26 protein-coding genes are annotated in these 25,236 nt (G+C 71.4%); 18 read left to right on the forward strand and 8 right to left on the reverse strand.

What is annotated here, in order from left to right; genetic code table 11:
• Positions 1-201: 201 nt before the first annotated feature.
• The gene (locus Q0L15_RS08645; RefSeq protein WP_296603725.1) at positions 202-1,113 is read right to left on the reverse strand and encodes a 5'-3' exonuclease H3TH domain-containing protein; all 912 of its coding nucleotides are present in this window, start codon (positions 1,111-1,113) and stop codon (positions 202-204) included.
• 60 nt (positions 1,114-1,173) lie between these two features.
• On the opposite strand from Q0L15_RS08645, the gene Q0L15_RS08650 reads away from it, so the two are divergent.
• Positions 1,174-1,626, forward strand: a complete 453-nt coding sequence (locus Q0L15_RS08650; RefSeq protein WP_296603666.1) for an Lrp/AsnC family transcriptional regulator — start codon at positions 1,174-1,176, stop codon at positions 1,624-1,626.
• 109 nt (positions 1,627-1,735) lie between these two features.
• On the opposite strand, the gene Q0L15_RS08655 is transcribed toward Q0L15_RS08650, so the two are convergent.
• The gene (locus tag Q0L15_RS08655) at positions 1,736-3,133 is read right to left on the reverse strand and encodes a lysine 2,3-aminomutase (protein ID WP_296603668.1); all 1,398 of its coding nucleotides are present in this window, start codon (positions 3,131-3,133) and stop codon (positions 1,736-1,738) included.
• 156 nt (positions 3,134-3,289) lie between these two features.
• On the opposite strand from Q0L15_RS08655, the gene Q0L15_RS08660 reads away from it, so the two are divergent.
• The 7 genes from Q0L15_RS08660 (at position 3,290) to Q0L15_RS08690 (ending at position 10,309) form a co-directional block, all read left to right on the forward strand.
• Positions 3,290-4,351, forward strand: a complete 1,062-nt coding sequence (locus Q0L15_RS08660; protein WP_296603670.1) for an L-erythro-3,5-diaminohexanoate dehydrogenase — start codon at positions 3,290-3,292, stop codon at positions 4,349-4,351.
• Entirely contained in the window at positions 4,348-5,931 is a 1,584-nt protein-coding gene (locus tag Q0L15_RS08665; RefSeq protein WP_296603672.1) for a lysine 5,6-aminomutase subunit alpha, read from the forward strand. The genes Q0L15_RS08660 and Q0L15_RS08665 overlap by 4 nt, the downstream gene beginning before the upstream one ends.
• Positions 5,928-6,680 (forward strand): OAM dimerization domain-containing protein, encoded by a 753-nt coding sequence (locus Q0L15_RS08670; RefSeq protein ID WP_296603673.1) that lies wholly within the window; start codon positions 5,928-5,930, stop codon positions 6,678-6,680. The genes Q0L15_RS08665 and Q0L15_RS08670 overlap by 4 nt, the downstream gene beginning before the upstream one ends.
• The gene (locus Q0L15_RS08675) at positions 6,677-7,078 is read left to right on the forward strand and encodes a hotdog domain-containing protein (RefSeq protein WP_296603675.1); all 402 of its coding nucleotides are present in this window, start codon (positions 6,677-6,679) and stop codon (positions 7,076-7,078) included. The genes Q0L15_RS08670 and Q0L15_RS08675 overlap by 4 nt, the downstream gene beginning before the upstream one ends.
• Before the next feature lie 441 nt (positions 7,079-7,519).
• Positions 7,520-9,097 carry an apolipoprotein N-acyltransferase gene (gene lnt, locus Q0L15_RS08680; RefSeq protein ID WP_296603677.1) on the forward strand — a complete coding sequence of 526 codons (1,578 nt, stop codon included), beginning with the start codon at positions 7,520-7,522 and terminating at the stop codon, positions 9,095-9,097.
• A 43-nt stretch (positions 9,098-9,140) separates the two neighbouring features.
• Positions 9,141-9,863 carry a polyprenol monophosphomannose synthase gene (locus Q0L15_RS08685; RefSeq protein WP_296603726.1) on the forward strand — a complete coding sequence of 241 codons (723 nt, stop codon included), beginning with the start codon at positions 9,141-9,143 and terminating at the stop codon, positions 9,861-9,863.
• Positions 9,860-10,309 carry an FxsA family protein gene (locus tag Q0L15_RS08690; protein ID WP_296603678.1) on the forward strand — a complete coding sequence of 150 codons (450 nt, stop codon included), beginning with the start codon at positions 9,860-9,862 and terminating at the stop codon, positions 10,307-10,309. Before Q0L15_RS08685 ends, Q0L15_RS08690 begins: the two co-directional genes overlap by 4 nt.
• Positions 10,310-10,330: 21 nt before the next feature.
• On the opposite strand, the gene Q0L15_RS08695 is transcribed toward Q0L15_RS08690, so the two are convergent.
• From Q0L15_RS08695 to Q0L15_RS08705, 3 genes are all read right to left on the reverse strand, one after another.
• On the reverse strand, positions 10,331-10,717 hold the full coding sequence (locus tag Q0L15_RS08695; RefSeq protein ID WP_296603680.1) for an RNA polymerase-binding protein RbpA: 387 nt from the start codon (positions 10,715-10,717) through the stop codon (positions 10,331-10,333).
• Positions 10,718-10,964: 247 nt separating this feature from the next.
• On the reverse strand, positions 10,965-12,341 hold the full coding sequence (locus tag Q0L15_RS08700) for an MFS transporter (RefSeq protein ID WP_296603682.1): 1,377 nt from the start codon (positions 12,339-12,341) through the stop codon (positions 10,965-10,967).
• Position 12,342: 1 nt separating this feature from the next.
• A complete protein-coding gene (locus tag Q0L15_RS08705) occupies positions 12,343-13,143 on the reverse strand; it encodes a glycerophosphodiester phosphodiesterase (protein ID WP_296603727.1) in 801 nt (266 codons plus the stop codon).
• Between the two features lie 67 nt (positions 13,144-13,210).
• Between Q0L15_RS08705 and Q0L15_RS08710 the strand changes: the two genes are divergently transcribed.
• Positions 13,211-13,483, forward strand: a complete 273-nt coding sequence (locus tag Q0L15_RS08710; RefSeq protein WP_296603683.1) for a zf-TFIIB domain-containing protein — start codon at positions 13,211-13,213, stop codon at positions 13,481-13,483.
• A gap of 145 nt (positions 13,484-13,628) precedes the next feature.
• Here Q0L15_RS08710 and Q0L15_RS08715 read toward each other — a convergent pair whose 3' ends face one another.
• A complete protein-coding gene (locus Q0L15_RS08715) occupies positions 13,629-15,155 on the reverse strand; it encodes a UDP-N-acetylglucosamine 1-carboxyvinyltransferase (protein ID WP_296603684.1) in 1,527 nt (508 codons plus the stop codon).
• Positions 15,156-15,247: 92 nt separating this feature from the next.
• On the opposite strand from Q0L15_RS08715, the gene Q0L15_RS08720 reads away from it, so the two are divergent.
• Positions 15,248-16,264, forward strand: a complete 1,017-nt coding sequence (locus Q0L15_RS08720) for a zinc-dependent alcohol dehydrogenase family protein (protein ID WP_296603685.1) — start codon at positions 15,248-15,250, stop codon at positions 16,262-16,264.
• Positions 16,265-16,291: 27 nt separating this feature from the next.
• Here the strand turns inward: Q0L15_RS08720 and Q0L15_RS08725 are convergent, their stop codons facing one another.
• Positions 16,292-16,714 (reverse strand): hypothetical protein, encoded by a 423-nt coding sequence (locus tag Q0L15_RS08725; protein ID WP_296603687.1) that lies wholly within the window; start codon positions 16,712-16,714, stop codon positions 16,292-16,294.
• A gap of 27 nt (positions 16,715-16,741) precedes the next feature.
• Here Q0L15_RS08725 and Q0L15_RS08730 point away from each other — a divergent pair, with 27 nt between their 5' ends.
• The gene (locus tag Q0L15_RS08730; protein ID WP_296603689.1) at positions 16,742-18,439 is read left to right on the forward strand and encodes an alkaline phosphatase D family protein; all 1,698 of its coding nucleotides are present in this window, start codon (positions 16,742-16,744) and stop codon (positions 18,437-18,439) included.
• 476 nt (positions 18,440-18,915) lie between these two features.
• Here Q0L15_RS08730 and Q0L15_RS08735 read toward each other — a convergent pair whose 3' ends face one another.
• The gene (locus Q0L15_RS08735) at positions 18,916-19,062 is read right to left on the reverse strand and encodes a hypothetical protein (RefSeq protein ID WP_296603691.1); all 147 of its coding nucleotides are present in this window, start codon (positions 19,060-19,062) and stop codon (positions 18,916-18,918) included.
• A gap of 216 nt (positions 19,063-19,278) precedes the next feature.
• Between Q0L15_RS08735 and Q0L15_RS08740 the strand changes: the two genes are divergently transcribed.
• The 7 genes from Q0L15_RS08740 to Q0L15_RS08770 all read left to right on the forward strand — a co-directional run bounded on the left by Q0L15_RS08740 (position 19,279) and on the right by Q0L15_RS08770 (position 25,197).
• Positions 19,279-19,668 (forward strand): helix-turn-helix transcriptional regulator, encoded by a 390-nt coding sequence (locus Q0L15_RS08740; protein ID WP_296603729.1) that lies wholly within the window; start codon positions 19,279-19,281, stop codon positions 19,666-19,668.
• 5 nt (positions 19,669-19,673) lie between these two features.
• A complete protein-coding gene (locus Q0L15_RS08745; RefSeq protein ID WP_296603692.1) occupies positions 19,674-20,120 on the forward strand; it encodes a VOC family protein in 447 nt (148 codons plus the stop codon).
• 99 nt (positions 20,121-20,219) lie between these two features.
• On the forward strand, positions 20,220-22,562 hold the full coding sequence (locus tag Q0L15_RS08750; protein WP_296603693.1) for an excinuclease ABC subunit UvrA: 2,343 nt from the start codon (positions 20,220-20,222) through the stop codon (positions 22,560-22,562).
• Between the two features lie 62 nt (positions 22,563-22,624).
• A complete protein-coding gene (locus Q0L15_RS08755; protein ID WP_296603694.1) occupies positions 22,625-23,113 on the forward strand; it encodes an SRPBCC family protein in 489 nt (162 codons plus the stop codon).
• On the forward strand, positions 23,110-23,463 hold the full coding sequence (locus tag Q0L15_RS08760; protein ID WP_296603695.1) for a helix-turn-helix domain-containing protein: 354 nt from the start codon (positions 23,110-23,112) through the stop codon (positions 23,461-23,463). The genes Q0L15_RS08755 and Q0L15_RS08760 overlap by 4 nt, the downstream gene beginning before the upstream one ends.
• 97 nt (positions 23,464-23,560) lie before the next feature.
• Complete coding sequence (locus Q0L15_RS08765; protein WP_296603696.1) at positions 23,561-24,013, forward strand: SRPBCC domain-containing protein; 453 nt, start codon at positions 23,561-23,563, stop codon at positions 24,011-24,013.
• A gap of 230 nt (positions 24,014-24,243) precedes the next feature.
• Positions 24,244-25,197 carry a hypothetical protein gene (locus Q0L15_RS08770; protein WP_296603697.1) on the forward strand — a complete coding sequence of 318 codons (954 nt, stop codon included), beginning with the start codon at positions 24,244-24,246 and terminating at the stop codon, positions 25,195-25,197.
• Positions 25,198-25,236: the final 39 nt, after the last annotated feature.

A 25,236-nucleotide genomic window follows, 5' to 3' on the forward strand; every position in this document is an offset into this window, starting at 1 on the left:
GTTCTACGGCTTCACCAAGGGCTGCCCCTCGGCCGCTCGGCTGGTCGTCGACGAGATGCTGCGCTGAGCCGGCCGCGCCGGCCGGTCGGCTCGACGGCGCCACCCGGTCCGGGGGTGGAAACGATGTCGTTTGGTCACCAACGACATTCATCAGGCCCGGAGGCCTGCCGTTGGTGACCAAACGGCATGGGTCTCGCGCCGTCAGCCGCCGACGAGGGCGGTGGTGAGGCGCTGGACGGGGCTCTCGAGTCCCCATCGGTGGGCGAGCTCGGCGACGCGGGGGAGGTCACGAGGCTCCGGGGGCAGCCGGAGGTCCTCGGGGCCGGCGCCGAGGTCGAGGTCGCGGGCGACGGCGACGACCTGCGGGGCGACGGCGAGGTAGTCGGCCGCGGCCTTGATCTTGCCGCGGGGACCGGGAGCCAGGTCGGCGTCGGGGTCGGCGGCCGCGGCCACGATGCCGGCGATGTCGCCGAACCGGCCGAGGAGTGTCGCCGCGGTCTTCTCGCCGATGCCGGCGACGCCTGGGAGGCCGTCGGAGGCGTCGCCGCGCAGGGTGGCGAAGTCGGCGTACTGGTGCGCGTCGATGCCGTACTTCTCGCGCACCCACTCGTTCGTCACGCGCTCGTGCCTGCCGACCCCGCGGGCGATGTAGAGCACACGGACCTCGGCGTCGTCGTCGACGAGCTGGAACAGGTCGCGGTCGCCGGTCACGATGTCCACGGCCTGGTCGGCCTGGGTGGCGAGTGCCCCGATCACGTCGTCGGCCTCGTAGCCGTCAGCGCCCAGGACGCAGATCCCGAACGCGTCGAGGACCTCGCGGATGATCGGCACCTGGACCTCGAGCGGGTCGGGCACCTCCTCGACGTCAGGCGCGCCGGTGCGCTCGGCCTCGACCCGGTGCGCCTTGTACGACGGCAGCAGGTCGACCCGCCACTGCGGGCGCCAGTCGTTGTCCCAGCACGCGACGAGGTGGGTCGGTCGGTAGTCGCCGACGAGTCGGGCGATGAAGTCGACCAGGCCGCGCACGGCGTTGACCGGCGTACCGTCGGGAGCCTTGATCTCGGGGACCCCGTAGAACGCACGGAAGTACATCGAGGCGGAGTCGAGGAGCATCAGGCGCCCGGGCCGGTCGGTCACGACCCGCATCCTGCCACGCGCCGCTACGCTGACCGCGTGAGCCAGTCCGAACTCGAAGGCACCGACCGCAAGATCCTCGAGCTCCTCGCGAACGACGGGCGGATGTCCTTCACCGACCTCGGCAAGGCGACCGGGCTGTCGACCTCGGCGGTCCACCAGCGGGTCAAGCGGCTCGAGGGGCGCGGCCTGATCCAGGGCTACGGCGCCACCATCGACCACGAGCAGCTCGGACTGCCGCTCACGGCGTTCATCTCGATCCGGCCGATCGACCCCTCCCAGCCCGACGACTCGCCGGAGCGGGTCCGTGGCATCCGTGAGATCGAGTCGTGCTGGTCGGTGGCCGGCGACGAGTCCTACATCCTCAAGGTGCGCGTCGGTACTCCCACCGACCTGGAGGACCTGCTGGCCCGCATCCGCGCGGCCGCCAACGTGTCGACGCGGACCACGATCGTGCTGTCCACGCCCTACGAGGGGCGCTCGGTCACCTGAGCCCGATCGGGCCGACCGCGAGGACACCGTGTCGTTTGGTCACCAACGACATGCATCCGGCGTCCGGGGATGTCGTTGGTGACCAAACCGCAACGATCCGAGCGGCGGCTCAGTCGTTGGCGTGCTCAGCCCACCACGCCTGACCGGCGGCGGGGAGGGTGTGGATCGGGTCGTAGTACTCGTAGGTGCGGGTCAGCGCCTCGGGGTCGGTGCTCTCGATCGAGGTGCGGTAGTTCTTGGTCCAGTAGGAGATGCCACGCTCGGTGTCGTAGTCGGCGAGCTGGTGGACCCAGCGCTTGCCCACGAACGGCACGTCGCACACGATCCGCGGCGTCGCGAAGCCCGGCAGGTAGCCCATGATGTGGTGCTGCAGCCGCTGGGCGTCGGCGACCGAGACCCGCCAGTGCTCCGAGAACGGGATCATGTCGCACATGTAGAAGTAGTAGGGCATGACCTGGGCGCCGTCGAGCAGCCGGAAGCACAGGTCGAGCAGCGCGTGCGGGTCGGCGTTGACGCCGTTGAGCAGCACGCCCTGGTTGCGCACGTCGCGGACGCCGGCCTCGAACATCGCGCCGGCGGCCTGGGCCACCAGCGGGGTGATGGAGTTCGCGTGGTTGGCGTGGGTGTGGATCGCGATCGAGACCCCGCGCGAGCGCGCGACGCCCGCGACCCGCGCCATGCCCGCACGCACGTCGTCCTGCAGCCAGTGCTGGGGGAGGCCGACCAGTGCCTTGGTGGCGAGCCGGATGTCGCGGATGTTCTCGATCTCGAGCACCCGGGTCAAGAAGTCCTCGAGCCGTGGCCACGGCATGTTCGCCACGTCCCCGCCGGAGACCACGACGTCGCGGACCTGCGGGGTCCGGCGCAGGTAGTCGAGCATGTCGCCGAGCCGGTCGGTGGGCTTCGCGACGAACTTGAGCTTGTCGATGACCGGGGTCGAGTTGCCGACCAGGTCCATGCGGGTGCAGTGGCCGCAGTACTGCGGGCAGGTCGGGAGCAGCTCGGCGAGCACCTTGGTGGGGTAGCGGTGGGTCAGCCCCTCGGCCACCCACATGTCGTGCTCGTGCAGCGAGTCGCGGGTCGCGTGCGGGTGGGAGGGCCAGTCGGTACGCCGGTCGGAGAACACCGGGATCATGTAGTGCCGCACCGGGTCGGCGTAGAACTCCTCGGTCATCGAACCCGGCCCGGACGGCACGAACGCGGGGACCATCGTGTTCATCATCTGCGGCGGTACGAGCATCGACATGGTGGCCCGCTCGGCCTGGTCGCGCTCGAGGTCGGCGTAGAACCGCTCGTCGAGCAGGTCGCCGCACAGCTCACGCAGCTGCTTGAGGTTCTTCACGCAGTGCGCGCGCTGCCACTGCACGGACTCCCACTCAGCGCGCGTGACGTCGCGCCACCCGGGGAAGCGGGTCCAGTCCGGCTCGACGAGCTCGGTGCGCCGGTAGGCGTAGGGCTGGCCATCGTGCTCGTCGGCCCGGAGGGCGACGGAGGTCTCGATGCTCATGGGGGCTCCTCGGGGGCGGTGGAGGGTCCGGAGGCGGCGGCGCGTCGGTTGTGGTGCTCGCGCCTTGTCTGCCAGAGTAGGAGAAGATCATCCGGTATGTCCAAAGACTCACCGCATCATTTCCTGTCTGACCCTGATTTCATCGGAGGACGAACCGTGCCGACGCCCCGAGCCAGTGATCCCACCGGTCTGCACCGGGTCCTGGACGAGCTGCCCGGCGGTGCCGCCCGGCTGCCCCAGGCCGCCGAGCGGCTCGACACCCGACGCGAGCTGTGGCCCGACGAGGTACGGGTGCGGGTCGAGCGGCTCAACCTCGACGCGGCGTCCTACCGCCAGCTCGAGCGCAAGCACTCCATCGACGGCACGGCCGACGGCGACGCGATCCGGGCCGAGGTCCTCGAGATCGTCGGCCGGCGCGGCAAGATGCAGAACCCCGAGACCGGCTCCGGCGGGATGCTCGTCGGCACGGTCGAGGAGGTCGGCCCCGACTCGCCGCTCGGGCTCGCGCCCGGGGACCGCGTGGCCACGCTCGTGTCGCTGACCCTGACCCCCCTGGTCATCGAGGATGGCCTCGCTCGCTGGGACGGACTGGGGGAGCAGGTCCCGTGTGACGGGTACGCCGTGCTCTTCGGCCGCTCGATCGCCGCGGTGCTGCCCGACGACCTGGCCCCCGAGCTCAGCCTGTCGGTGATGGACGTGTGTGGCGCGCCCGCCCTGACCGCACGGGTCGTCGACTCCTACGACGCCCCGGTCGTCGCCGTGGTCGGCGGCGCCGGCAAGTCCGGATCCCTGAGCCTGGCGGCCGCGCGGCGGGCCGGCGCGAGGCGCACCATCGGCGTGGTGCCCCACGCCGCGGAGGCCGAGCTGCTGCGCGGTGCCGGTCTGGCCGACGAGGTGGTCATCGCCGATGCCCGCGACCCGATCGCGTTGCGCGACGCGGTCGCCGCGGCCGGTGGCCCCGCCGACGTCACCGTGGTGTGCGTCGACGTCCCCGGCTGCGAGGGCGGCGCGATCCTCGCGACCGCCGACCGGGGCACCGTCGTGTTCTTCTCGATGGCGACCTCGTTCTCCGCCGCCGCGCTCGGCGCCGAGGGGCTGGCGGCCGACGTCACCATGGTGATCGGCAACGGCTACGCCCCCGGCCACGCGGCCTACGCGCTCGAGCTCCTGCGCGAGACTCCCGGCGTACGCGAGCTGTTCGAGAGGAGGATGGGATGACCGGCACGCACCCCACGGACAAGCTGGGTCTGGACCCGGCCACCGTCAAGCAGGCCCGGGCGCTGGCGCGCAAGGCGGGCCGCCCCATCGTGACCATGGCCAAGAAGCACACCACCGTCGCCGTGGAGCGGGCCACGCTGCGCCTGGCCGGCCTCGAGGGCGCCGACCCCGACGGCACGCCGTGGGTCAACCGCCTCCTCGACGCGGTCCGCGCAGACCTCCACGAGGACGGCGGCCTGTCGCATGGTGTCGCGCTGCCGGTCTGGGACGCCCTGCTCCGTGGTGAGGCCGACGACCTGGCGATGCTCGCCGAGAAGGCGTCCGCCGGTTCGGTGCGCTTCCGCCTCCCCGAGGGCAAGGACGCCGAGCGCGCCCGCCGCGCCTCGCGCACGCAGGTGCAGCGCGGCATCCGCCTGATCGACCGGCGACGCGCCGAGCGCGACCGGCTGATCCGCCGGTACGGCGACGCGCCGCGCACCCCGTGGGTCTACCTGATCGTGGCGACCGGTGACATCTACGAGGACATCCCGCAGGCCCAGGCCGCGGCCCGCGCGGGGGCGGACGTCATCGCGGTGATCCGCTCCACCGGCCAGAGCCTGCTCGACTTCGTGCCCGAGGGCGCGACGCGCGAAGGGTTCGCCGGCACCTACGCCACGCAGGAGAACTTCCGGCTGATGCGGGCCGCGCTCGACGAGTCCAGCAAGGAGCTCGGCCGTTACGTGCGCCTGACCAACTACGCCTCGGGCCTGTGCATGCCGGAGATCGCGGCGCTGGCCGGCATGGAGCGTCTGGACATGATGCTCAACGACTCCATGTACGGGATCCTCTTCCGCGACATCAACCCGGTGCGCACGTTCGTCGACCAGCGGTTCAGCCGCCAGGTGCACGCGCGGGCGGGCATCATCATCAACACCGGTGAGGACAACTACCTCACCACGGCCGACGCCGTCGAGGCGGCCCACACGGTCACCACCAGTCAACTGCTCAACGAGTACTTCGCCAAGGAGGCAGGTCTCGAGGACTGGCAGCTCGGCCTGGGTCACGCGTTCGAGATCGACCCGGAGGTGCCGGACTCCTTCCGGCTCGAGCTCGCCCACGCCCTGCTGGCGCGCGAGCTGTTCCCGAAGGCCCCCTTGAAGTGGATGCCCCCCACCCGGCACATGACCGGCGACGTCTTCCGCGGCTACCTGCTGGACGGCTTCTTCAACCTCGTCGGCGCACTCACCGGCCAGGGCATCCTGCTCGTCGGCATGATGACCGAGGCGGTCGTCACGCCGTGGCTCTCCGACCGCGACCTCGCCCTCCAGAACGTCCGGTACGTCATGAACGCCGCCGGCAACCTGCACCAGGACTTCCGGCCCGAGCCCGAGGGGTTCATCGTGCAACGGGCCCGGCAGGTGCTGGCGGAGTCGATCGACCTGCTCGACCGCATCGTCGACGACACGTTGCTGGACGCGATCGCCGACGGCACCTTCGGCCTGATGAAGCGGCCCGCCGACGCCGGCAAGGGACTCGACGGTGTCGCCCGCAAGTCCGCGGCGTACTACAACCCGGCCTCGGACCTCCTGGAGGAGAAGTGAGCGTCATCCGCCCGTACGGCGACACCACCGGCGACGGCATGGTGCAGCTGAGCTTCACGCTGCCGGTCAACGGCGAGGGCCAGAACCTCAAGCTGGCCGAGGGTGCCGCCGCCCAGCTGGCCCAGAAGATGGGCATGGACCCGGCGCTGGTCGTCCACGCCAAGCCGATGGGCCCCGACTTCACGTTCTTCGTCGTCTACGGGCGTGTCCACCACCTCGTGGACACGAGCGCCGTCACCGTGGTCGAGCGCGACTACCCGTTGCTGACGCCCAAGGAGGTCAACGCAGCCGTCAAGCGCGCGCTGCGCCGCCGCCTGGTCGTGGTCGGCGGCTGCATCGGCACCGACGCCCACACCGTCGGCATCGACGCGATCCTCAACATCAAGGGGTTCGCGGGGGAGAAGGGCCTGGAGTACTACCGCGAGCTCAAGGTGGTCAACCTCGGCGCCCAGGTCTCGGTCCCGCAGCTGGTCGAGCGCGCCCGGGCCGAGAAGGCCGACGCGGTCCTGGTCTCCCAGGTCGTCACCCAGCGCGACGCCCACCTGCTCAACACCCGCGAGATGTCAGCGGCGTTCCGCGAGGCCTACCCCTCGGACCGGCGCCCGCTGCTCGTCGTCGGCGGACCGCGCTTCGATGAGTCCATGGCCGTCGAGCTCGGCGTCGACCGCGTCTTCGTGCGGGGCACCACCCCTGCCGAGGTCGCGTCCTTCCTCGTCCACCGCCTGGCCCGCAAGGGAGTCGCCGCATGACCAGTCCCCGTCGCACGCCCGAGGTCGGCACCCGCGTGGTGCACCGTCGGTACGTCCCCTACTCCCACGCCCACTACGCCGGCAACCTGGTCGACGGCGCTTACAGCCTGGGGCTGTTCGGGGACGTCGCGACCGAGATGTGCATCCGCACCGACGGCGACGAGGGGCTGTTCGCCTCCTACGCCGACGTCCAGTTCCGCGAGCCCGTGCGCGCCGGCGACGTCCTCGAGATCACCTGCGACCTCGTCCGCGTCGGCACCCGCTCGCGGGTCCTCGAGCTCGCCGTGCACGTCGTGGCGCGGGGCGCGGCGACGCCCGAGCGACCCGGTGCCGCCGAGCTGCTCCCGGAGCCGCTGCTCGCGACGACCGCGACGGGAACGGTGGTGGTCCCGGGCTGACCCGACCGCCGAGGCCGCGCTCGTCGGCGCGTCGCGCCGCGACACGCCGACGACGTTTCGAAATCTGCGAGATTTTCCGCCACGGCACGGGTCCCGTGACCTGCGGATTCGCGTGTTCTTCCAGGTCATCGGGCGGTTGACAGCCGTGCACCTCGCGCTCCAGTGTGTGGGCCGTCCGCCCATGCAGATCGTGGCAGGCGGACCGACGTCCGAGTGGCCGGGTCGGAGGATGGCAGCGCCAACCATCCGTCCACCCTGGTTCGCGGAGGTCGGTCCGCTCCGCGAGGGCTGATACGGAAGGGACCCGTGTCCCCTAGACAACAGTCACGTTCTCGGCAGCCAGTCGGGTCGTGCTGGTCCGAAGGGTGCGGCTCCCTTCCGTGATCTGCAGAGTCGGGGGTTGAGCCGGTCCGGCGGGGGTCGGACCGGTACGTTCGTCACGTGCCCGTCCGCCTCCTCCTCGCGCTGTTGTCGGGCGCGCTGCTCTCGGTGGCGTTCGAGCCGGTCGCCGCTCCGGTGGTCATCCCGTTTGCGATCGCCGGCTACGTCCTGGCGGTCCGCGGGCTGCGCGCTCGGATCGCCTGGTTGCCCGGGCTGGTCTTCGGGCTCGCCTTCCAGTACGTCCTGCTCTTCTGGATGCGCGCGGTCGGCGTCGACGCCTGGCTGGCCCTGGCGAGCGTCGAGGCGGCGTTCCTCGGGCTGCTCGGCTCGGCGACCGCGATGCTGGTCCGGCACCGCTGGTGGCCGCTGTGGGTGGCCGCGGGCTGGGTCGCGATCGAGGTCTGGCGCAGCGGCTGGCCGTTCAGTGGGATGCCCTGGGGACGCCTCGCCTTCGCCGTCGTCGACACCCCGGTCGCCGACGCCCTTCCGTGGGTCGGGTCGGTCGGCGTCAGTCTCCTGCTCGCGCTCAGCGGCACGCTGCTCGCGTGGTTGGCGATCGCCCGAGGTCGCGAGCGGCGGTGGGCGGCCGGGGCGCTGGTCGGGCTGGTGGCCCTCCTGGCGCTCCCGGTGGCACTGCCCTGGGAGGCCGACACCACGGGTCAGCTGACCGTCGCCGCCGTGCAGGGCGATGTGCCCGGCAACGGCGACGACATCCTCTACGACTTCCGCCAGGTGACACAGAACCAGGTCGACGTCACCGTGCAGCTCGCCCGCGACGTCGAGGCCGGCACGGTCGATCGCCCCGACCTCGTGCTGTGGCCGGAGAACTCCACCGCCATCGACCCGTTCCGCGACGCCCAGACCAACGCCGGCATCCGCGCGGCCAGCGCCGCCATCGGCGTGCCGATCATGGTGGGCGCGATCGTCGACGCCGGCCCCGAGCACGTCCTCAACCAGGGCATCGTGTGGGACCCGGTCACCGGCGCGGGGGACCGGTACACCAAGCGGCATCCCGTGCCGTTCGGCGAGTACATCCCGGCGCGGGAGTTCTTCACCCGACAGTTCGGCCGGCTGGCCGAGATCCCGCGCGACATGCTCAGCGGCACCCGTGAGACGCCGCTGCGGGTCGCGGGCACCGAGGTGGCCGACGCGATCTGCTTCGACGTCGCGTACGACGACGGGATCTACGCCCAGGTCAGCCGCGGTGCCCAGCTGCTCACCGTCCAGACCAGCAACGCGACGTTCATCCACACCGACCAGATCGACCAGCAGTTCGCCATCACCCGGCTGCGTGCCATCGAGACCGGGCGATGGCTCGCGGTCGCCTCCACCAACGGCGTCTCGGGGATCATCGCCCCCGACGGCGACGTCGTGTCCAGCGCAGCCCCGCGGACGCAGCAGGTGCTGGTCGAGCGGGTCGGGCTCGTCGACGCGGTCACCCCGGCCGTGCGGCTGGGCGCCTGGACCGGGCGCTTCTGCATCGCGCTCACCGCCGTTGGCCTGCTGGTCACCCTCGGGTCGGGGAGACTCCCGTATCGTCGGAAGGAGAACCGGCAGCGCGCCGAGGAGGGCCGCGCGGGCACCGACCACGCGGTCGCGGCCCCAGCCGCGAGTGGAGGGCATACCGAAGGTGAGTGACCGGCCGAGTCAGCACAGCGCCGAAGGCCTCGGCCGGGTCGTCATGGTGATCCCGACCTACAACGAGGCGAGCAACCTGGCCTGGATCGTCGGGCGCCTGCGCACGGCCCGACCCGACGTCGACGTGCTGGTCGTCGACGACGGCTCGCCCGACGGCACCGGCGAGATCGCCGACGAGCTCGCCGCCGGCGACCCTGCGGTCTCGGTGCTGCACCGCACCGCCAAGGCCGGGCTGGGCGCGGCGTACCTGCACGGCTTCCGGGTGGCGCTCGACGCCGGGTACGACGTGATCGGCGAGATGGACGCCGACGGGTCCCACCAGCCCGAGCAGCTCCACCGCCTGCTCGACGCGCTCGGCGACGCCGACCTCGTCATCGGCTCGCGCTGGGTGCCGGGTGGATCGGTGGTGAACTGGCCGCGGCGCCGCGAGCTGCTCTCGCGGGGCGGCAACCTCTACGTCCGGGTGCTGCTCGGGGTCGCCGTCCGCGACGCGACGGCCGGGTTCCGGGTGTTCCGGCGCACGACGCTGGAGAAGATCGACCTGGACTCGGTGGAGTCCACCGGCTACGTGTTCCAGACCGACATGGTGGCGCGGACCCTCGCTGCCGGTCTGACCGTGCGCGAGGTGCCCATCGAGTTCGTCGAGCGGGTCCGCGGCGACTCGAAGATGAGCGGCGCCGTCGCCACCGAGTCGCTCAAGCGGATCACCGCGTGGGGGCTCCGGGAGCGCACCGCGCAGGTCCGCCGGGCCTGGGGCCGACGATGAGAAGACGCCGCCTGGTCGCCCTGGTCCTGGTGGCCCTGTTCATCGGGATGCCGCTGCTCGAGATCTACGTGCTCGTGCAGGTCGGCCAGGTCATCGGCGCGTGGTGGACGATCCTGCTGCTCCTGCTCGACAGCATCCTGGGCACGATGCTGATCCGGCACGAGGGGTCGCGCGCCTGGCGGGCGCTGCGCGAGGCGCTCGGCAGCGGCCGGATGCCTGCCCGCGAGCTCGCCGACGGGGCGTTGATCCTGGTCGGGGGCACCTTGATGCTGGCGCCGGGGTTCGTCACCGACGCGTTCGGTGTGCTGGTGATCCTGCCGATCACGCGTCCGGTGTTCCGCCGGCTCCTCGCGGCGCTGGTGGCGCGCCGCGTCGTCCTGGACGTGACTCGCCCCGGACGTGGACCCGAGGGTCCGGTCGTCCGGGGCGAGGTCGTCGACGAGTAGCAGGCCGCTGACGCGGGCCGCTCAGGCCGATGCGCGCTTCTTCTTCTGGTTGGCGCGGTGCAGGTGGGCCGGGCCGATCTCACCGTCGCGGAGCAGCTGGAGCCGCTCCTTGAGGATGTCCTCGAGCTCCTTCTCCGAGCGCCGCTCGAGCAGCATGTCCCAGTGGGTGCGGGCCGGCTTCTCGGCCTTGGCCTCGGGCTGGATGCCGGAGACGCTCAGCGCCTCAGCACCACAACGCGGGCACTCCCACACCGCGGGGACGTCGGCCTCGACCGACATCGTGATCTCGAAGTCGTGCCCCTGCGGGCACCGGTAACCGACCTGCTGACGAGCCGCGAACTCGATGCCGCGCTCGTCCTCGAAACTCTGGCCCCCCAGTCGCGCTCCACGCAGCGTGCGCTCCGCCATGAGCCACCTCCCGAATCCTTGTTCCCCCGTGCGTTGACCGAGACGGACGAACTCCGGTGTTCGTGACACCGGACTCCGGGCTTACATGTACCCAGCGGGTCGACGTCTCAACCCGTTCAACGGTACCGGGGTGGTGATCATTCCGGGAATCGCGAACGTGCGCGTGCTCACACGGGGGTCGGCCGGCTGCGGGGATCGGCTGCTGGCAGCCGAGACCCGCACGACACGCCGCCACGCGTGGGGAGGCTCAGACGACCCGGGGGAGGGGGTTGCCGGCCTCGGCGATGCCGCGGCGCGGGTCGACGCGCATCAGCAGCCCGATGCCGACCACGAACAGCACCACGAGAGCCAGGAGCGCGGGGCGGTAGGAGTCGGTCCACTGGTGGACCAGGCCGAAGATCAGCGTGCCGATCCAGCTCGTGCCACGCTCGCAGGCCTGGTAGAGCGAGAAGTACTCGGCCTCACGCCCACGCGGGATCAGCTGGCTGAAGAAGGACCTCGACAATGCCTGGGTGCCGCCCAGGACGATGCCGATCCCCACCGCGAGCAGCAGGAACAGCGGGAGGTTGTCGTCGGGGGTGAGCCAGCCGGCCACGACCACCAGCAGCCACACGAACAGACCGCCCAGGATCACCCGGTAGGCGCCGCGCCCCCGGGCCACCCGGCCGAACCACAGTGCGCCGAGGATGCCGACGAACTGCACCACGAGGAAGGCGAGCAGCACCGTGCTCTTCTCGAAGCCGAGCTGCTTCTCCCCGTACACCGAAGCGGCGTAGATCACCGTCTGGATGCCGTCGTTGTAGAACAGGTATGCGAGCAGGAACGTCAGCGTGACGGGGTAGCGGCGCAGGTCCTTCAGCGTGCGCCACAGCTGCCCGAAGCTGGCCTGCAGCAGGCCGCCGGGCTCGGTGACGACGTTCACGGGTGGGCGCGAGCGGATGCCGCGGACCGGGATGATCGTGAACACCGCCCACCACACGCCCGCGCTGAGCAGGCTGATGCGCACCGCGAGCTCGGTGTGGTCGCTCAGCACGGTGAGCAGCCCGAAGTTGAGCGCGAGCAGCAGGCCGCCACCGAGGTACCCGAGCGCCCAGCCCCGAGACGAGACCCGGTCGCGGTCGTCGGGGTCGGCGATCTCGACCAGCAGCGCGTCGTACACGACCAGGCTGGCGCCCAGGAACAGGGTGGCGAGGAGCAGCAGGACCGCGCCCAGCTGCCAGTGGGACCCGGCCACCAGGAACATCGCCATCGCCATCGCGCTGCCGGTCCAGGCGAAGCCACCGAGCAGCCGCGGCTTGTGGCTGCTGCGGTCGGCGACCGCCCCGACCACGGGCAGCACGAACGCGGAGAGGATCGTCGCGGCGGTGACGATGTAGAAGACCAGGGAGCCCGCCGACACGCCCAGCCCGAGGACGTGCAGGTCCGTCGTGCACTTGAGGCCCTCGTCGTCGTCGGTCGCGAAGCCGCAGGCGGCCTTCTCGGCCACCGAGGTCAGGTACGGCGCGAACAGCACCGCGGCCGTGGTCGTGACGTAGGCGCTGTTGGCCCAGTCGTACCAGTACCAGGCCTTCTGCTCCCGGGCCCGCCGTAGCGGCCCCAGGTCGGCCACGCCGGTCGCCGTCATGTCAGCTCCCTCCGTCGGGCCGCCACTGGGCCCGGTCGATGAGGACGGCCTTGAGTATGTCGGTGCGGTCGGTGAAGATCCCGTCGACGCCCCGGTCGAGCAGGGACCGCATCTCGTCGGGGTCGTCGATCGTCCACACGTGGACGTGGCGTCCGGCCGCGTGGGCCCGGCGGACGAGGCCCCCGGTCGCGATCGTGACCCGGCCCCGGTGGTGGGGCACCTGGAGCGCGGCGAACCGGGCCCGACTGATCAGCGCCGCGAGCCGTCCGCTCGGCAGGAACCGGAACGCCAGGATCTCCGCCGGCGTGGCCGAGGTGGGCACGCGGCCCCGCGTGAGGGCCCGGAACCGGGCCATCCGCCGGCGCGAGAACGAGGCCACCAGCACCCGGTCCCACGCCTCACGTGCCTCGATGAACTCGGCGAGTGCCGCGACCGCGCCGTCGGACTTGAGGTCGATGTTGAACCGGGCGTGCGGGAAGGCGTCGAAGAGCTCGGCCAGCGTGGGCACCGACTCGCGGCCGCGCACGAGTGCCCGGCGTACCTCGGCGTGCGTGAGGTCGCCGATCTCGCCTCGATGGTCGGTCACCCGGTCCAGGACGGTGTCGTGGAACGCCAGCAGCACGCCGTCGCGGGTGACGTGCACGTCGGTCTCGAGGAAGTCGTACCCGAGCTCGACGGCGTGCCGGAAGGCGGCCATCGTGTTCTCGAGGCCCTCGATCTCGGGGTGGTAGGCGCCGCCACGGTGGGCGAAGGCCAGCACGGGGCCGGGGTCGTCGAGGTAGCTGAATCCGGTGCGCGGCATGACCACGCAGAGCAGTAAACCCGACGGGGTCGCGCACGTCGGGCGCGACGGGCGGTAGCGTCGTTGCATGGAGACCTTGACCTGTCCCCGTTGTGGCTCCGAGATGGTCACGCGCACGCTGAGCTCGTCGCTGGGGGAGGGCGCGATCAACCAGTGTCCCGACGGCCACGGCGTCTTCCTGGCCCGCGCCGACCTCGGCGCCCTCATCGAGGCCGAGGGCGACTGGCACCGTCACGCCGGCCAGCACACCGCCCCGATGCCGCGGATCACCGCCGACATGGCCGCCCCGCCCGTCGGCAAGCCTGCCCCGCGGGCGTGGGTGGAGACGCTCTTCGACTGAGGCCGACGCCCCGGTCTGTCTGAGGGGACGTCGTTTGGTCACCAACCGCAGTCCGGGAGCGCTCCCACCTGTCGTTGGTGACCAAACCGCAACGACCCCCGGCGCGCGGCGAGCCCGCCGCACGCCAGGAGCCGACGTCGAGTGCTCAGATGTCCCGGAAGGTCTCGATGGTCGCGCCGAGCTGGTTGAGACGCTCGGCGAGGTCCTCGTAGCCGCGGTGGATGACGTACGTCGACCGCAGCACCGAGGTGCCCTTGGAGGCGAGCATCGCGAGCAGGATCACCACGGCCGGGCGCAGCGCCGGCGGGCAGACCAGCTCGGTGCCGGTGAAGCTCGTCGGGCCCTCGATCATCACGCGGTGCGGGTCGAGCAGCTTGACCTTGGCGCCGAGCTTGTTGAGGTCGGTCAGGTAGATCGCCCGGTTCTCGTAGACCCAGTCGTGCAGCAGCGTCTGGCCCTCGGCGACGGCCGCGATGACCGCGAAGAACGGCAGGTTGTCGATGTTGAGGCCCGGGAACGGCATCGGGTGGATCTTGTCCAGCGGGGCGTGCAGCTCCGAGGGCCGGGTCGTGATGTCGACCAGCCGCGTGTGCCCGTTGAGCGCGACGTACTCCGGGGAGCGCTCGTAGACGAAGCCCATCTCCTCGAGCAGCGCGAGCTCGATCTCGAGGAACTCGATCGGCACCCGCCGGATCGTGATCGAGGACTTGGTGACGATCGCGGCCGCCAGCAGCGACATCGCCTCGATGGGGTCCTCGCTCGGGGCGTAGTCGACGTCGACGTCGATGTCGGACAGGCCCGTCACCGTGAGCGTGGTCGTGCCGATGCCCTCGATCTCGACGCCGAGCCGCTCGAGGTAGAAGCACAGGTCCTGGACCATGTAGTTGGACGAGGCGTTGCGGATCACGGTGGTGCCGGGGTGCAGCGCGGCCGCCATCAGGGCGTTCTCGGTGACGGTGTCGCCGCGCTCGGTCAGCACGATCGGGCGCTGCGGCTCGATGGCGCGGTTGACGCCGGCGTGGTAGCTGCCCTCGGTCGCCTTGACCTCGAGGCCGAACGGACGCAGGGCAGCCATGTGCGGCTCGACCGTGCGGGTGCCGAGGTCGCACCCGCCGGCGTACGGCAGCTCGAAGACGTCGGAGCGGTGCAGCAGCGGACCGAGGAACATGATGATCGAGCGCGTCCGCCGGGCGGAGTCGGCGTCGATGTGGTCGAGGTCGAGCTCCTTGGGGGGCACGATCTCCAGGTCGTTGTCGTCGTTGAGCCAGCGGCACTGCACGCCCATGCTGGTCAGCACCTCGAGCAGGCGGTTGACCTCCTCGATGCGCGCAACCTTGCGCAGCGTGGTGCGGCCGCGGTTGAGGAGGGTGGCGCACAGCAGCGCGACGCCGGCGTTCTTGGAGGTCTTGACCGTGATCTCGCCGGTCAGCGTCGTCGGCCCGCTGACGCGCAGGTGCGTCGGTCCGGCGCCCAGGGCGACGATCTCGGAGTCGAGGGCCGCGCCGATGCGGGCGAGCATCTCCAGGGAGAGGTTCTGGTGCCCCTTCTCGATGCGGTTGATCGCGCTCTGGCTGGTGCCGAGAAGGTCCGCGAGCTGGTGCTGGGTCAGGCCCCGGTGCTTGCGGGCGTCGCGGATGAGGTTCCCGATGCGGTTCTTGTATCCCTCACTCATACCGCCACGGTAACTCACATATGAGATAAGACCACAAACCCGGGCGCCGGGGTGTCGGGCCCCGCTCAGGGGGGCCCTGAGAGGATGCCTGCATGCGCGCCACGACGATCCACGGCCCCCGCGACATCCGCGTCTCCGAGGTCCCCGACCCCGTCATCGAAGCCCCCACCGACGCGATCGTCCGCGTGGTCGCAGGCTGCATCTGCGGGTCCGACCTGTGGCCCTACCGCGGCGAGAACGACATCACGCCCGGCGACACCATCGGCCACGAGTGCGTCGGTGTGGTCGAGGAGGTGGGCGCCGACGTGCGCTCCTTCCGGCCCGGTGACTTCGTCATCGTGCCGTTCGACCACTGCGACAACACCTGCCCGCACTGCCTCGCCGGCGCCCAGTCCGCCTGCACCAACCTCGGCTTCACCGAGAGCGGCCAGGCCGAGTACGCCCGCGTGACGCAGGCCGACGGCAGCCTCGTCACGACCGACGGCATGCCCGACGCGGCCCTGCTGCCCTCGATCCTCACGCTCTCCGACGTGATGCCGACCGGCTGGCACGCGGCCGTCTCCGCCGGCGTCCGCGAGGGCGGTACGGCGGTCGTGGTCGGCGACGGCGCGGTCGGGCTGTGCGGCGTGCTCGCGGCCTCGGTCATGGGCGCCGAGACGATCGTCGCCATGTCGCGCCACGAGCCACGGCAGGAGCTCGCCCGTCGCTTCGGTGCCACCCACGTCGTGGCCGAGCGCGGCAAGGAGGGCGCCGCGGCCGTCATGGAGATCACCGGGGGAGTGGGGGCCGACGCCGTGCTCGAGTGCGTCGGCACCGACGACGCCATGCGCTCGGCGTTCGCGATCGCCCGACCGGGATCCATGGTCGGGTTCGTCGGCGTCCCGCACGGCATCGAGCTCCCGGTGCGCCGGATGTTCCAGCGCAACGTGGGCCTCGCCGGCGGCATGGCGCCGACCCGTCGCTACGTGCCCGAGCTGCTCGAGCTCGTGCTCAGCGGCCGGATCGAGCCCGGCCTGGTCTTCGACCAGACCCTGCCGCTCGACCAGGTCGCCGAGGGCTACCGCGCGATGGACGAGCGCCGGGCGATCAAGGTCCTCATCGAGCCCTGAGCCCGGCGCCCGGTGCGGCGGCGCGAGTCAGCGCCGCGAGGAGCCGGCCGCCAGCAGGCCGGCGGCGAGCAGCAGCACCGCGCCGGCGGACAGCTCGCTCACGAGCACCCGGTGCGGGTTGTCGAGGAAGGCACCGAACAGCACGAGCAGCACGCCGCTGAGCCCGATCAGGCCGATCGCGGGCTTCGCGGGCAGCGAGCTGCGCAGCCACATGGCGCCGATGAGCGCGACCGTGCCGAGGGCGCTCCCGCGGTAGCCGGCCCACATGCCGTCGTCATCGAGCGGGTAGACCAGCCAGGTGGCCAGCAGGATCCCGACCGCCCCGGCGATCGCGAGGACCCACCCGAAGGGGGCGACGACAGGCACCGGCTCGACGGGAGCGGTCGCCGTCGCGGAGGGCGCTGCGGAGGTGGTCGGGACGTGGGAGGTGCGCTGCACAGGAGTCGCCATGGGCGACAGGGTATTAGGTTCTGATCCATGTCGGATCTGGTGCTCGGCCCCTTGCTCAGGTACGTCGACGCCACGTCCGCCACGATCTGGGTCGAGACCGCCCGCGCGGCCGTCGTCACCGTCTCCGCCGGCGGCCATCGCGCGAGTGCCCGCACGTTCGCCGCACACGGCCACCACTACGCCCTGGTCGAGCTGACCGGCCTCGAGCCCGGCTCCACGACGCCGTACACGGTCGACCTCGACGAGTCGCGCGTCTGGCCGCCCGACGACCCGGACTTCGCGGACTTCCCGCCCTCGGTGATCCCGACCCTCCAGCCCGGCAAGCCGCTGCGGATGGCGTTCGGGTCGTGCCGGGTCAGCGTCTCCCACGACGAGCACGGCAACGCGGAGTTCGGGGTCGACGCGCTGCGCGCCTACTCCCTCTTCATGGCCGGCATCACCACCGCCGACTCGCCCGAGGACAGCGAGCGCTGGCCCGACCTGGTGCTCTTCCTCGGGGACCAGGTGTACGCCGACGAGACGAGCGACGAGATGCGCGCGTTCATCGCGCAGCGCCGCGACCCCGAGCAGGCCCCCTGGTGGGAGCTGAAGGACTACGAGGAGTACGCCCACCTCTACTCGCTGGCCTGGCGCGACCCGGCCAACCGGTGGCTGCTCTCGACACTGCCGAGCGCGATGATCTTCGACGACCACGACATCCGCGACGACTGGAACACCAGCTGGTCGTGGCGCCGGCAGATGGAGTCGACGACGTGGTGGCACGACCGGGTCGTGGGCGGCCTCGCGTCGTACTGGGTCTACCAGCACCTGGGCAACCTCGACCCCGAGGAGCGCGCCGCCGACGAGCTCTGGAAGCGGATCGCGGCGTACGGCGGCGGTGACGACGGGCAGCAGGAGCTCGATGTCACCGACGCCCTGGACGCGCTCGCCGACCGCGCCGACCAGCACCCCGAGACCTACCGATGGAGCTACGCCCGGGACTTCGACACCCAAGGCCGCCTGGTCGTCGTCGACTCGCGCGCGGCCCGCGTGCTGGAGCCCGACAAGCGCTCGATGCTCGACGAGGGCGAGCTCATGTGGCTCGACTCCCGGTTGCGCGGCGACGTCGACCACCTGCTCATCGGCACCTCGCTGCCGTTCCTGCTCGCACCGGGCCTGCACCACATCGAGTCGTTCAGCGAGGCCATCGCCGAGGGTGCCTGGGGTCGGCCGGGGAAGCGCCTGGGGGAGACCGCCCGCACGGCGGCCGACCTCGAGCACTGGGCGGCGTTCCAGCAGGGCTTCCGCGACGTCGCCGAGATCGTGCTGGAGGTGGCGGGCGGCCGGCGTGGCCGGGCGCCGAGGACGATCACGTTCCTGTCCGGCGACGTGCACCACAGCTACGTCGCGGAGGCCTGGCCACGCACCGGCCAGGTCGCGAGCCGGATCCTGCAGGCCGTCTGCTCACCGATCCGCAACCCGCTGCCGCCGGTGATGCGCGGGTTCATGCGGGTGATGTCGAAGCGTCCCTCCGGCGCGGCCGGCCGACTGCTGTCGCTCGCCGGGCGCGTGCCGCTCGAGCCGGTCCGCTGGGGTGTGACCCAGGGGCCGTGGTACGACAACAACCTCGCGATCCTCGAGCTCGGGTCGTCGGGCATGCGCCTGTGGTGGGTCGCCGGTGAGGTCGACGGTCGCCCGGAACTCCCGGTGCTCAGGCGGGTGGCGACCGTCGACCCGGTCGGGTGAGGCGCCTGCGCACGGATGCACGCAGGGGCGCCGCACCGACCGCACCGGGTGGGGGGTCAGGAGGCGAGCGGTCGGCTCGGCCCGGTCACACGAGCGCGAGCTCGGCGTAGCGGCCTGCTCGCACCGGCTCGCAGTCGCAGGAGTCTCCGCACGCTAGGTAGGTGTGGAGGGCGTGCCCGCACTGCGGGCACGGCCTGTCGTGCGAGAGATGCACGGTGTTGGTCTGAACGGTGTCCCACATGGCTCTACCTCCTCTCGTACCTTCGATGGTGCCCCCCAGCGCGGTCCGGACGACCACGCCGCGCCGCACCTGTGGAGAACCTCGACGGAAGCTCCGGCGGCGTGGTCGGTCGTGCCGGCCCAGGCTGTCGACGGTAGGGACGGACCGGGATGACTGTGACGTGGATCGCAGCGAACCACCCGGACGGACCATGCGCCGGTGACCCCGATGGGCCAGGGGTGGGCTCGCGGCGGCCTCAGGCAGCCCGGCTCGACCGGGGCACGCAGTCGCAGCCGTCGCACGCCAGGTAGACGTGCAGCGCGTGCCCGCAGTGCGGGCACGGGCGGTCGTGCGACAGGTGCTCGGCGCTGGCAGCGACCGTGTCCTCAACGGTGTCCCACATGGCGGTGTCCCTCCCACATCGTCCCGGGTGGCTCGGGGTCTCCTCTCCGAGGAGGCCCCGGCGCGCCCCCGGATACCTGTGACCATCGGCAGCCGGTCCGCCGACTGAAGGGAAGACCGGCCCCGACCCGTGTGGCACGATCACGGGGTGACGATCGGACCGGCCGGCCGACCCGACCTGCGCGACCTCGCGCGGCTGCGGCGGGTGCGCGACCGGATGGACCGCGAGTACGCCCAGCCGCTGGACGTCGAGGCCCTCGCCCGGGGCGTCAACATGTCGGCCGGGCACCTGAGCCGGCAGTTCAAGCTCGCGTACGGCGAGTCGCCGTACCGCTACCTCATGACCCGCCGCATCGAGCGGGCCATGGCGCTGCTCCGGCGCGGCGACCTGAGCGTCACCGAGGTCTGCTTCGCGGTCGGCTGCTCCTCGCTCGGCACGTTCAGCACCCGCTTCACCGAGCTCGTCGGGGTCCCACCCAGCACCTACCGCGAGCAGACGGCGCGGCCCGCTCCCTCCGGTGAGGGGATGCCGTCGTGCGTGGTCAAGCAGGTCACCAGACCGATCAGGAATCGAGAAGCACCGGCGGCGCGAACGCACCTAGCCTGACCGTCATGACCTCCACCAACGCCGGCACCAACGCCGGCACCAACGACCTCACCATCCACACGACCGTCCTGCCGCACGTCGAGCCGGAGGAGTCCCTGGCGTTCTACCGCGACGTCCTCGGCTTCGAGGTCCGCAGCGACGTCGGCACCGGCACCATGCGCTGGATCACGGTCGGACCGGTCGGTCAGCCCGAGACGTGCGTGCTCCTCGCGCCGCCCACCGCCGACCCCGGCATCACCGAGGACGAGCGCCGCACGATCGCGGAGATGATGGCCAAGGGCACCTACGGCTGGATCATGCTCGCCACCAAGGACCTCGACGGCACCTTCGACCGGGTCCAGGCCACCGACGTCGAGGTGGTCCAGGAGCCGACCGACCAGCCGTACGGCGTGCGCGACTGCGCCTTCCGCGACCCCGCGGGCAACATGGTCCGGATCCGCCAGGCCGACTGACCGACGTACCTCGCCGCCCACGACCCGAGGAGACCGATGCCGACGTCCCCCACCGCCCCCCGCGCAGCCGATAGGCACAGCGCCGCTGACAGCCACGAGATGATCCGCGTGCACGGCGCCCGGGTGAACAACCTCAAGGACGTCCAGGTCGAGATCCCCAAGCGCCGCCTGACGGTGTTCACCGGCGTGTCCGGGTCGGGGAAGAGCTCCCTGGTCTTCGACACGATCGCGGCCGAGTCCCAGCGCCTGATCAACGAGACCTACAGCGCGTTCCTCCAGGGCTTCATGCCCTCGCTGACCCGCCCCGACGTCGACGTGCTCGAGGGCCTCACGACCGCGATCATCGTCGACCAGGAGCGGATGGGCGCCAACCCGCGCTCGACCGTCGGCACCGCGACCGACGCCTTCGCGATGCTGCGCATCCTGTTCAGCAGGCTCGGTGAGCCGCACATCGGCGGGCCGACGGCGTTCTCGTTCAACGTCCCGACCCGCACCGCCAGCGGCGTGATGAGCACCGAGAAGGGCGGCCGCGTCGAGCGCAACGTGGTGCGCAAGGCCGTCTACCTCGGCGGCATGTGCCCGCGCTGCGAGGGCATGGGATCGGTCTCCGACTTCGACCTCACCGCCCTCTACGACGAGTCGCTGTCGCTCAACGAGGGCGCGATCACGATCCCGGGCTACAGCATGGAGGGCTGGTACGGCCGGATCTTCCGCGGCTGCGGCTGGTTCGACCCCGACAAGCCGATCGGGAAGTACTCCAAGAAGGAGCTCGACGACCTCCTCTACAAGGAGGCCACGAAGATCAAGGTCGACGGGATCAACCTGACCTACCTCGGCCTGATCCCGCAGATCCAGAAGTCGATGCTCTCCAAGGACGTCGAGGCGATGCAGCCCCACATCCGGGCGTTCGTGGAGCGCGCGATCACGTTCACGACGTGCCCTGACTGCGACGGCACCCGGCTCAGCGCCGAGGCGCGCTCCTCGAAGATCGCCGGGGTCAACATCGCGGACCTGTGCCGGATGCAGATCACCGACCTCGCGGCCTGGGTGCGCGGGCTCGACGAGCCGTCCGTGGCGCCGCTGCTCGCGGGCCTGCAGCACCTGCTCGACTCCTTCGCCGAGATCGGGCTGGGCTACCTCTCGCTGGACCGGCCCGCCGGCACGCTGTCCGGGGGAGAGGCTCAGCGGACCAAGATGATCCGCCACCTCGGTTCCTCGCTGACCGACGTCACCTACGTCTTCGACGAGCCGACGATCGGGCTCCACCCGCACGACATCGAGCGGATGAACCGGTTGCTGCTCCAGCTGCGCGACAAGGGCAACACCGTGCTCGTCGTCGAGCACAAACCCGAGACCATCGCGATCGCCGACCACGTCGTCGACCTCGGTCCCGGCGCCGGCAGCGCGGGGGGAGAGATCGTCTTCGAGGGCACGTACGACGAGCTGCGCGGCGCCCCGACGCTCACCGGACGCCACCTCGACGACCGTGCCTCGCTGAAGGCCGAGGTGCGCTCGGCGACCGGCGCGCTCGAGGTCCGCGGCGCCTCGACCCACAACCTGCAGGACGTCGACGTCGACATCCCGCTCGGGGTGCTGTGCGTGCTCACCGGCGTAGCCGGCTCGGGCAAGAGCTCGCTGGTGCAGGGCTCGGTCGCCAACCGCGACGGGGTGGTCGTCGTCGACCAGGGCGCGATCAAGGGCTCACGCCGCAGCAACCCGGCGACGTACACGGGGCTGCTCGACCCGATCCGCAAGGCGTTCGCGAAGGCCAACGGCGTCAAGCCCGCGCTGTTCAGCGCCAACTCCGAGGGGGCCTGCCCGACCTGCAACGGCGCGGGCGTGATCTTCACCGAGCTGGGTGTGATGGCGACCGTGGAGTCGCCGTGCGAGGACTGCGAGGGCAAGCGGTTCCAGCCGGCCGTCCTCGAGTACACCTTCGGCGGCAAGGACATCAGCGAGGTGCTCGCGATGCCGGTGTCCGAGGCGCTGGCGTTCTTCAGCGAGGGCGACGCGGCGACGCCTGCGGCCCGCAAGGTCCTCGAGCGGCTCGCCGACGTCGGGCTGGGCTACGTCAGCCTGGGTCAGCCGCTCACGACCCTCTCCGGGGGCGAGCGGCAGCGCCTCAAGCTCGCCGCGCAGATGGCCGACAAGGGCGAGGTCTATGTCCTCGACGAGCCCACCACCGGGCTGCACCTGGCCGACGTCGAGCAGCTGCTCGGCCTGCTCGACCGCCTGGTCGACTCCGGCCGGTCGGTGATCGTCATCGAGCACCACCAGGCCGTGATGGCGCACGCCGACTGGATCATCGACCTCGGTCCCGGCGCCGGCCACGACGGCGGCCGCGTGGTGTTCGAGGGCACGCCCGCCGGCCTGGTCGCCGACGGCTCCACGCTCACCGGCCAGCACCTGGCGGCGTACACCGGAGCGTCGCGCAACCGATAGTTGCGTAAAACCCTGCGGGCACCTAGAGTGCAACCAACGGTTGCATATCGAAGGAGACCGGCATGGAGCAGGCACGGCAGGGGAGCGCGGTCGAGACCGGCACGATCACCCGCGAGATCCACATCGACGCGACGCCGGACGTGGTCTACGAGGTCGTGAGCCGGCCCGAGCACCTGCGCGAGTGGTGGCCCGACGACGCCGAGCTCGACCCGGTGCCGGGCGGGACGGGAGTCATCCGGTTCGGCGACGAGGCGGACCCGGCGCACGTCGCGCCGATCGCTGTGGTCGAGGCCGATCCGCCGCACCGGTTCTCGTTCCGCTGGATCCACGGCGAGGGTGAACCGGCGACCGCCGCCACGTCGCTGCTGGTCGCCTTCGACCTGGTCCCGTCCGGCAGTGGCACCCTGCTCCGGTTCTCCGAGACCGGCTACCGCGAGCTCGGCTGGGAGGCCGCCGTGCTCGAAGAGCTGTACGCCGACCACGTCCGCGGCTGGGACCACTTCCTCCCGCGGCTCGTCGCCTACGCCGCCCGGGTGGGAGCAGGTCGATGAGCGTGCCTGCCATCGACGACGACCTCTGGTCCGCGGTCGGCGACCCGACCCGGCGCCAGCTGCTCGACCTGCTGCTCGCCGAGGGCGGCGGCACCGCCACCACGCTGAGTGCCCGCCTGCCCGTGACCCGGCAGGCCGTCGCCAAGCACCTCGGGGTGCTCGACCGCGTCGGGCTGGTGCACGGCACCCCGTCGGGACGCGAGCGCCGCTACGACGTGGACGCCGCCCAGCTCGCCCGGGCGGTCGCCCAGCTGGCGTCGGTCGGCGCGGCCTGGGATGCGCGCCTGGCGCGGGTCAAGGGCATCGCCGAGACGATCCAGCGCACCCGGGACGCCGGCCAGGAGGGCTGAGCGCCTGCCCCGATCGCTCCACCACGCCCGTGGTGGAGCGGCGCGAGCCTGCCCTGGAGCAGGCGCGCGACCTCACGAGGAGAGAGAAGGAAGCACCATGGTCGACATCTTGCATCGCATCGGCGCGACCGCACCGGTCGCGGACGCCTACGCCGCCGTGAGCACGCTCGACGGGCTCTCACGCTGGTGGACCGAGGACACGACCGGCGACCCGAGCGTCGGGGGAGTCGTGCGGTTCCGCTTCGAGGGCCCGCCGGACTCGAAGGGCTTCGACATGCGGGTCCTCGAGTCGCGGCCCGACGAGCTGGTCCGCTGGAAGGTCCTGGACGGCGAGCCGGAGTGGCTCGGCACCGAGATCCGGTTCGACCTCAAGCAGGAGGGCGAGCACGCGATCGTGCTGTTCCAGCACGCCGGCTGGAAGGAGCCCGTGGAGTTCATGTACCACTGCAGCAGCAAGTGGGCCGTCTTCTTGATGAGCCTGAAGAAGATGCTCGAGACCGGGACCGGCGATCCGGCGCCGCGCGACGTGTGGGTCAGCAACTGGCACTGACACGTCAGCAACCGGGCTCCGCGCGTCCAAGTTCTGTCCAAGATCGTCCGACTCGCCTCGAAACGCGCCCGGAGACGCCGAACTCTTGGTTGCCTAGACCCAGGTGACGCGGCCCGACGACGGGGGAGGGCCGCGTCACCTTCGGCGTCACGACCCGACGCCCGCCGCAGTAGGATGCTCCGCGGTCCGCTACGGGGGCGGGCCGGTTGAGTCCAGCGGGAGGTCTCGTCGTGCCGGTCGAGCGGAACACCGGCGCGCCCGGCCACGACGGACGCTGGGACCACCTGATCAGCCGGCTGCACGATCTGCGCGAACGCTCCGGCAGCCCGTCGTACGCCGCCATCGCGCAGCTCGTCGTCGACCAGCGGCTCGCCGACGGCCAGGACGTGCACAGCGCCCGGATCGCCCGCTCCAGCGTCCACGACGCCTTCCGCTACGGCCGCACCCGGATCAACGTCCAGCTCGTGCGCGAGCTGGTCCGAGCGCTGGGGGAGGACCCGGCGGTCGTGGACACGTGGGTCCAGGAGAGCCTCCGGCCCCGGGAGGACGCGCCTGCGCCGGAGCCGCCGCTCGCGGCCGAGGACGGCCCGCAGGCCCCGCCGCGTGGTCAGCTGGCCCTGCTGATCCTCGGGTGCCTGGCGGTCAACCTCGCCGGACGGGAGTTCGTCGACTTCTTCGAGCTGCCGGTCTACCTCGACATGGTCGGCACGGCGATCGCGGCGATCGCCCTGGGACCGTGGCGCGGCGCCGGCGTCGGGGCCGCCACCAACATCGCCGGCATCATCGGCAGCGGATGGGACTCGCTTCCGTTCGGACTGGTCAACGTCGCCGGGGCGCTCGTGTGGGGGTACGGCGTACGCCGCTGGCGGCTGGGCCGGACCCTGCCTCGCTTCTTCGGGCTCAACATCATCACCGCACTGGTGTGCTCGATCATCGCCGTGCCGGTGATCGTGGCCGTCTACGGCCACGACCTGCGCAGCGGACACGACGTCATCACGAACCTCGTCGACGACTCGATCGACAGCTTCCTGGTCGCTCTCGGGTTCTCCAACATGCTGACCTCGCTGTCCGACAAGCTGATCAGTGGGTTCGTCGCGCTCGTCGCGGTCTCGGCGCTCCCGGCCGCGCTGCGTCGTGACGTCGACCTCGTGGCCGTCTCTGCAGCGTCGACCGATACCGACTGAGCGTCACTCGGAGTGCGTTGCGGTCGCGCTCCCGCGCGG

Source organism: Nocardioides sp. (assembly GCF_024509035.1).
Lineage (GTDB): Bacteria > Actinomycetota > Actinomycetes > Propionibacteriales > Nocardioidaceae > Nocardioides.